Source organism: Salinivibrio sp. MA427 (assembly GCF_001996115.1).
In the GTDB taxonomy this organism is placed as follows: Bacteria; Pseudomonadota; Gammaproteobacteria; order Enterobacterales; family Vibrionaceae; genus Salinivibrio; species Salinivibrio costicola.
This window is the reverse complement of sequence record NZ_MUFH01000130.1, coordinates 1-6,934: the sequence shown is the minus strand read 5'-3', so window position 1 is coordinate 6,934 and position 6,934 is coordinate 1. Positions and strand designations below refer to the sequence as shown.

General features: G+C 47.0%; 5 protein-coding genes. 4 read left to right on the top strand and 1 reads right to left on the bottom strand.

Annotation, left to right across the window (positions count from 1 at the left end):
- Both BZG79_RS09525 and BZG79_RS09520 read left to right on the top strand, forming a co-directional pair.
- The coding region (locus BZG79_RS09525; protein ID WP_077774261.1) for an SUMF1/EgtB/PvdO family nonheme iron enzyme at window positions 1–1,737 on the top strand (1,737 nt) is incomplete at its 5' end.
- 498 nt (window positions 1,738–2,235) lie between these two features.
- Window positions 2,236–2,952: a helix-turn-helix transcriptional regulator gene (locus tag BZG79_RS09520; protein WP_077460814.1), complete on the top strand. Its 717-nt coding sequence runs from the start codon at window positions 2,236–2,238 to the stop codon at window positions 2,950–2,952.
- Between the two features lie 59 nt (window positions 2,953–3,011).
- On the opposite strand, the gene pdxH is transcribed toward BZG79_RS09520, so the two are convergent.
- Window positions 3,012–3,650 (bottom strand): pyridoxamine 5'-phosphate oxidase, encoded by a 639-nt coding sequence (pdxH, locus tag BZG79_RS09515; protein ID WP_021024053.1) that lies wholly within the window; start codon window positions 3,648–3,650, stop codon window positions 3,012–3,014.
- A gap of 388 nt (window positions 3,651–4,038) precedes the next feature.
- On the opposite strand from pdxH, the gene BZG79_RS09510 reads away from it, so the two are divergent.
- Together BZG79_RS09510 and BZG79_RS09505 are read left to right on the top strand one after the other, a co-directional pair.
- Window positions 4,039–4,704 (top strand): transglutaminase-like cysteine peptidase, encoded by a 666-nt coding sequence (locus tag BZG79_RS09510; protein WP_077460816.1) that lies wholly within the window; start codon window positions 4,039–4,041, stop codon window positions 4,702–4,704.
- 6 nt (window positions 4,705–4,710) lie between these two features.
- Window positions 4,711–6,642: an EAL domain-containing protein gene (locus tag BZG79_RS09505; RefSeq protein WP_077774260.1), complete on the top strand. Its 1,932-nt coding sequence runs from the start codon at window positions 4,711–4,713 to the stop codon at window positions 6,640–6,642.
- The last annotated feature ends 292 nt before the right edge of the window (window positions 6,643–6,934 follow it).

Sequence of the window (6,934 nt, the reverse complement as noted above, 5' to 3'; positions counted from 1 at the left end):
GTAGAGAAACTCCGTGATAAAGAAGATTCACTGGAGTCTCGAAACGATGAACTGGCTCTGCAGCAGGCGAAGTTGGATGACCTTCTGGTTAAGCGCGCGACGTTAGAAGATGAGCTGAGCAACCTGAAGCGCAAACGCAGCAATGCAAAAGCAGAGCTCGATGCAAAATTTCAGGATTTAATTGCCGATCCGAGCACAGATATTAGCCCGTATCAGCAGGCCTACCAACAAACATGGCAGAAGGTGAATGATCAGCAGCGCGAACAGGCTGCCAACGAAACCGCGATTATTGAGCAGAAAAAACATCTGGCAAAACTCGAGCGTGAGCAAGCATTGCTGGCAACGACGTTAGAAAACTTGCATGAAGCGATGCGCGAAGCCCGTGCAGAGCGTCTGCGCAAAGAGCTAACGCAGAAAGACACCATTGAGGTTGTCCATAGCCTGACTTGTTCGCCAAACATGACACTGTCTTCCTGTGCAAATCAAGGCAAGACCTTGACCATGCAGAAAGCCATTCGAGAGTTCCGTGGTCAGGTAACCAACTTTGTTACCGAATCAGACGCTGTGAAACAAAATATTGATAACGTGGCGTTCAATATTCACGTGACCAACAGCGAGATCATGGACGCGGGCTTTACCGGCGGCACGGATTACACTACTCGGATAAAAGCAGAGCTGGTGAGTCGTCCGGATAAGACAGCCTCATGCCGTTTGCTTGATTTGGAAGACAGATACTGTGTTGAGACGACACAAGCACAGAAACAAGCACAGCGTAAGCAGCAGGCAAAACGTTGGGTAAACGTGACTGTCCGCTCTAACCGTTATGATGACAACGTAACCATCAACGATGTGACTTATGGCAGTACACCAGTCGAGCTGATGTTACCGGTTGGTAATCACGATCTGACGGTGACCAAACCCGGCTTTATTCCCTATGATCGAGAAATTTATCTAGGTAAAGATCAAGTGGTATGGGCCAAGCTTAGAGAGCAACCAAACCAGCCGCCCAGTCCAGGCAAAAAGTTTACTGATCCCGTTGCAAAAAACCTGGAAGCACCGCAAATGGTCGTCATTGGCGCCGGTGAGTACAAAGTGGGCCCTGATGCGCGCGAAAACGTGGCAATTCAGCAATCATTCGCGATAGGCGCCACACCTGTCACCGTCGAGCAGTTTGATGCCTTTGTCACTGCGTCTGGGTATGTCACTGCCGCGGAACAAGGCAATGGCTGTAATACGCTGGTAAACGGTGAAATCAGTCAAAGTTTAGAATCAGATTGGCGTCAGCCAGGCTTTGATCAAGCGGCTGATTCGCCCGTTGTGTGTGTTAACCAAGACGACGCCAACGCCTATATTGATTGGCTCAGCCAGCAAACTGGGCAACATTATGCACTTCCTAACGACGTTGAATGGGAAGTCGCAGCACGCGGCGGCACAGAAAGTGACTATTGGTGGGGCAATGACATTGGCGTGGGAAATGCGAATACCGGTTGGAGCGGCACAGTCTGGTCTAACGATCGTACCTCGCCCGTGAAAAGCTTTCCGCCTAATCCATTCGGTGTTTATGACACTGCGGGTAACGTCTGGGAGTGGGTTGGCAGCGACACGCCGCTTGCACGTGGTGGCGCTTGGAACTTCTCTCCTCAGCGTTCACGTGCCTCTGAGCGTCTAGAGTTGGGTGAAAACACCAGTGCTAATTACCTTGGTTTTCGAGTTATCAGACACATTAAAACTCGCTAAATTAAGCATTCACCCACATATAAAACAAACGCCGCTAAAAAAGCGGCGTTTTTTATATCGGACGTTTCTTACTTACGCTTACTACGTTTACCTACCCAAAGCTAACTCGCCTATTACCGGCTCTGCCATCTTGCAGCATAACAATCTTGATATTAAGTTGCTTTATCCTGTGTCAATAGGTCAAAGCCCCCCTACCCAACGTCTAATCTTCTAGATATAGTAAAGTCTGTAAACGCAATTTGTCCCGATAGACGCGTTTGCAGTTCCTAACACTGTTAGGTGCAGTCAGATAAGGAGCTTATATCAACTACCCTCATGGTATGAGTGAATTATCTAGACAACCTCTTCTACACGTCGTACAGGATAACTCCCTTCGGGGAAATCTTGTCTTTGCCGGCTTTATGCCGGCTTTTTTTTATGCTCCAATAGCTTGTCGACTTTTCACTATCGACCCAGAATCGTTACTCTCAAAACAATAATAACGCGTCGGTAAGCTATATGAATCACCCGCTCTCTCCCTCCCCTGTGCCTCCAGCTTTGTCTATGCTTGAGCAGCTCCCCGGTTGTTGGGGCTGTAAAGACACGCATTCAGTGTTTGTTTATGCCAACACTGAATATTGCCGGCTCATCGGCCTCGAACAGCCACAAGACTGTATCGGTAAAACTGACTACGATATGCCTAGCCCTACCACACGGTTTGCGCGTCAATTTCAGGCACAGGATCATTACGTGATGGAAACGGGTAAGCGTCTTCGTGTACTCGACATTCATCCTTACGCGAACGGCCGCTGGTACGCGCACTTATTTACAAAAACGCCTTGGTATAATGACAAGGGTGAAGTGTGCGGTGTGATGTTTTGTGGCCAAGAGCTGAGTGATACCGCTATTTTAGAAGTGGGTCACTGGATATGTCATGCGGTGACACATCCGGAAGAAGCGCAAACGGATCATCACCACCACCAATCACATATCCATCTCACTGCGCGTGAGCAGGAAGTTCTATTCCTTCATTTACACGGCAAAAAGCCGCAGAGCATTGCAAACACCTTATCCGTTTCCGTCAAAACCATCGAAAACCACTTTGCGCACTTACGCGAGAAGTTCGAGGCTGACTCCAAAGCGGCGCTACTTGAACGCGCACTCGCGCAAGGGTTTGGATCTGCAATACCAGAAAGCCTGTTAACCCAACAGCTCTCTATCGTGCTTCGAGATTAATGACACAAAACGACAAACAAAGAGGCCAATATATCGCTATATTGGCCTCTTCCGCAGGTTTACGGTGCTAAGCGCTCAATGTCCCAGCTTTCATCTTTTTGCCGTTGATACAAGAATCGATCATGCAAACGATGCGCACCGCCTTGCCAAAACTCAATGCTCTTAGGTATCACACGATAACCGCCCCAAAAAGTGGGGACCGGCACTTCACCTTTCTCAAACTGCTTTTTCAGCTCTAAAAATTTTCCCTCTAGCGCCGATCGCGCAGACAATCGTTCACTCTGCTTACTCGCCCACGCCGCAATTTGGCTCTCCTTTGGACGAGACGTAAAATATTTAAAAACGTCTTTTTTACTCAAAGGCACGGCTTCACCCATAATGTGGACTTGCCGCTCGATAAAGTGCCAGGGAAAATGCAAACTAATTTGGCTATTTTCCTTGAGGTGTAGCGCTTTGCGACTGCCTAGATTGGTATAAAATACAAAGCCATCTTGGTTAAAATCTTTCAATAACACGATGCGTTGAAAAGGCTGCCCATGCTCATCAACAGTCGCAATCGTCATCGCGGTCGGATCGGGCACCTGAGTATCAATCGCTTGCTGCAGCCAGTGCTCAAACAGATCCATTGGCGTACTCGGCAAATCGTCGCGACGCAATCCCCCTTTTGTATATTCTCGTCGAATATCGGACAAATCCATTGCTCTCTCCCATTCATTTACTTTCCACTATTTTGCGCAGGAAAACGCTGATTAACAAGTTGATTTTCATCTATACATGGCGCCTACTAGGCGACTTTTTATGGTTTAACCAAAGTTACCCTGTTCCTAGCAATACGGTGAAAAGTGACTCGCTCATCTAAACTAGAAGGTATCCACATTGATACGAGGAAAAGGCCGTCAAGGCGCAGTATTTTCGACATTATTTTGATATCAGTAAGTTGCGTTTTTAGAAAGCCATCTTGCACTGCTATGACTCATGTTTAAGGTATGGCAAACTGAGTAGACCTTGGTCAAATTAAACTATGTTTGGACGTAACGACGCATCAAGCGATGTCGCTAAGTCCTTAGTAGAGAGAGACAATCAGTAATGAAGCGATGGCACATCATTGTCCTGATCCTGTTTATCTCATTTGGGACGGTTGGACTAACGACAAAGGAAGCCCGCTGGGTCGATAAAGTCGCTAACTTTTACGGTGATCGTGCAGGTAAACGCGTTACCGCATGGCGGAATATGGTCGAAAATAGTCAAGATGTATCAGAGCTCGATAAGCTCGACCGCGTCAATGATTTTTTCAACCAACTGTATTTTGTTGATGATATCGACTTGTGGGGCCAAAAAGACTACTGGGCAACGCCGCTTGAATTTCTTGGTGCTGCTGCTGGCGATTGTGAAGATTTTAGTATCGCTAAGTATTTTTCGCTACGAGAATTAGGAATCGATGATAAAAAGTTGCGGCTTGTTTACGTCAAAGCCATCCGCCTTGACCAATTCCATATGGTCGTCGCTTATTACCCAACCCCTTCTTCCGAGCCGGTGCTATTAGACAACTTAGACCCAGAGATTAAACGCGCGTCATTACGCCGCGATCTGTTACCTATCTATAGTTTTAATGGTAGCCGATTATGGTTAATGAAAGAGCGTGGACAAGGTGAACTAGCGGGCAACGCCTCAAGGCTTGGCCTTTGGAATGATTTGCGCACTCGTGTCGAGTCGCTAGAAATGCAAAAACCGATTAGACAATACGATAGGTAAACACCGATGACGTTATTCAATCAAATATTTACGTGGATGCTGGTGATTTTCTTCTGCATAGTGCTGGGCGTCTTCGGTATAGAACTCAACACCACGCGGAATTTTTTACTCAGTCAACAAACCTCTGATGTCAACAATACCGTGAACTCAATGGGGCTAGCGCTCGCACCCTACCTTGAATCGGATGATAAGGTGGCAGCCGAATCAGTGATAAACGCTTTTTTTGATGGAGGATTCTATCGTGAAGTTAATCTTACCTTGTTGTCTGATAACAGTGAGATTACGCGAGAATATCCTGTCCAAATCCAAGGTGTGCCGCAGTGGTTTATCAATCTAGATATTTTCCCCGTCATCACTGAAAAGCAAACCATCACCAGCGGCTGGATGCAACTTGCTGAAGTAGAAGTCGTTGCCCATCCTGGCTACGCCTACAAACAATTATGGAAGTCCTTTGTTCAACTCGGCACAATCATGGCAATCATCTTTGTTATTGCTTCATTAATAATCGGCTGGCAACTGCAACGTTCCCTAAGACCTCTTGCTCGTATTACCGCAAAAGCAGGCGAGATTGCGAAAAACAAATTTGGCGATCCCATTCCTCTGCCACCAACGACCGATCTCAAAACGGTCGTTAATGCGATCAATGTCATGACAGACCAACTTAAGCGTTATTTTGAACAACAAGCAAAAGAGGCAGACCGCCTGCGAAAAGCCGCTTATCGTGACCCAGTCTCAGGCCTTGGAAACCGTAGCTTTTATGTCGCTCAACTTAATTCTTGGTTAACAGAGTCTGGCATTGGTGGAATGGCGCTCATCAAAGTAGACCTTATCAGCGACGCATATGAAAACCAGGGGTTTGAAGCCGGCGATCTTGTCGTAGAGCAGTTCGCCAACCACTTAACAACCACCATTATCAGCGACGATAACATGACAGCGGCAAGGTTGAGCAAAGACGAGTTTGTCGTATTGGCACCCAACACCGATTCTGAGGATTTGCTTGTATTAGGCGAACGCGTCATTGCCATAGTCGTCGACATGCAAGCGGATCCATCAGAGCTGATACAACCCAAGGTTGCTGTCGGGTTAGCGGTCAATGGCGGCGGCAACCAAAAGGCCAGTGTATTGCTGTCACAAGCTGACAACGCACTCTCACAGGCACGAAATACGCCTGAGCACCCTTTGACCTTAATCGACCATTCTATTGGTGATGCGGCGATGGGCAAACAGCAATGGAAAGCACTGCTTCATGAGGCCGTCGCGAAAGAACTCTTTGTGTTCAAATATCAGTCAGCCACTGACAGTCAGTCCAACCGCCTCCATCAGGAAGTGTTCTCAGCAATTGAAAAAGATGGCAACTATTATGGCGCCGGTCATTTCTTAGGGGCGGTAGAGCAACTTCAAATGGGCGAGATTCTAGATAAACACGTCGTTTCACATGTGCTTAAAACTCTAGACCAAGATCCAAGTGTTGGCCCTCTCGCCGTGAACTTGACCTTGAGTAGTATAACCAACGCATCCTTTATTCGCTGGCTGGGGACAATCTTGAGTCAACACCGTAGACTTGCCGGCCAACTACTTTTTGAAATTCCAGAGGGAGCATTTGTTCGCTATGCCGATCATACGGGTCTGCTCACGGATCAAATTCGCCAAGCCGGCTTCCAATTCGGGGTCGATAATTACGGTCGTAATTTTCAATCGCTTGATTATCTGCAACGCTTTAAGCCCGATTACGTTAAAATTGATTTCGCGTATACAAGCCATATTGAGGACGATGCGCAAGACAATGTGCTGGCCTCCATTTGTCGTACAGCGCACAATCTAAATATCACGACCATTGCCACACGGGTTGAGACAGAAGCGCAGCTCGCTCATCTTTCTGAACTGTTCGTTAATGGCTTCCAAGGGTATATCTTCAGTAATACGGACAAAGAGAACTAAAGGGTTAGACGCATGCGAAGCGTTCAAATCAAAAATCGCGTTACCTCAGTAACGCGATTTTTTTGTGCAACGATACGTCGCCGAAGATAAAACATTTACACTGTAAATTGGGGTTACACCGTCGTTGGGTTTACACTGTAAATTGCGTTTACACTGCAAATCAACGCTAGCTATTTTGCTGGTAGGGTTTCAGCTCTATCGCTGCATTATCATAAAACAAAACCGAAGGGCCATGCTCAGAGTTTATACTGTGTTTTTCTTCTCCAATGGTGCAGTGTACACGATTTAGCAG

Excerpts from the sequence above, each read along its gene's own strand:
- BZG79_RS09520 (WP_077460814.1), top strand. The coding sequence starts at position 2,236 with ATGAATCACCCGCTCTCTCCCTCCCCTGTGCCTCCAGCTTTGTCTATG.
- pdxH (WP_021024053.1), bottom strand. The coding sequence starts at position 3,650 with ATGGATTTGTCCGATATTCGACGAGAATATACAAAAGGGGGATTGCGT.
- BZG79_RS09510 (WP_077460816.1), top strand. The coding sequence starts at position 4,039 with ATGAAGCGATGGCACATCATTGTCCTGATCCTGTTTATCTCATTTGGG.
- BZG79_RS09505 (WP_077774260.1), top strand. The coding sequence starts at position 4,711 with ATGACGTTATTCAATCAAATATTTACGTGGATGCTGGTGATTTTCTTC.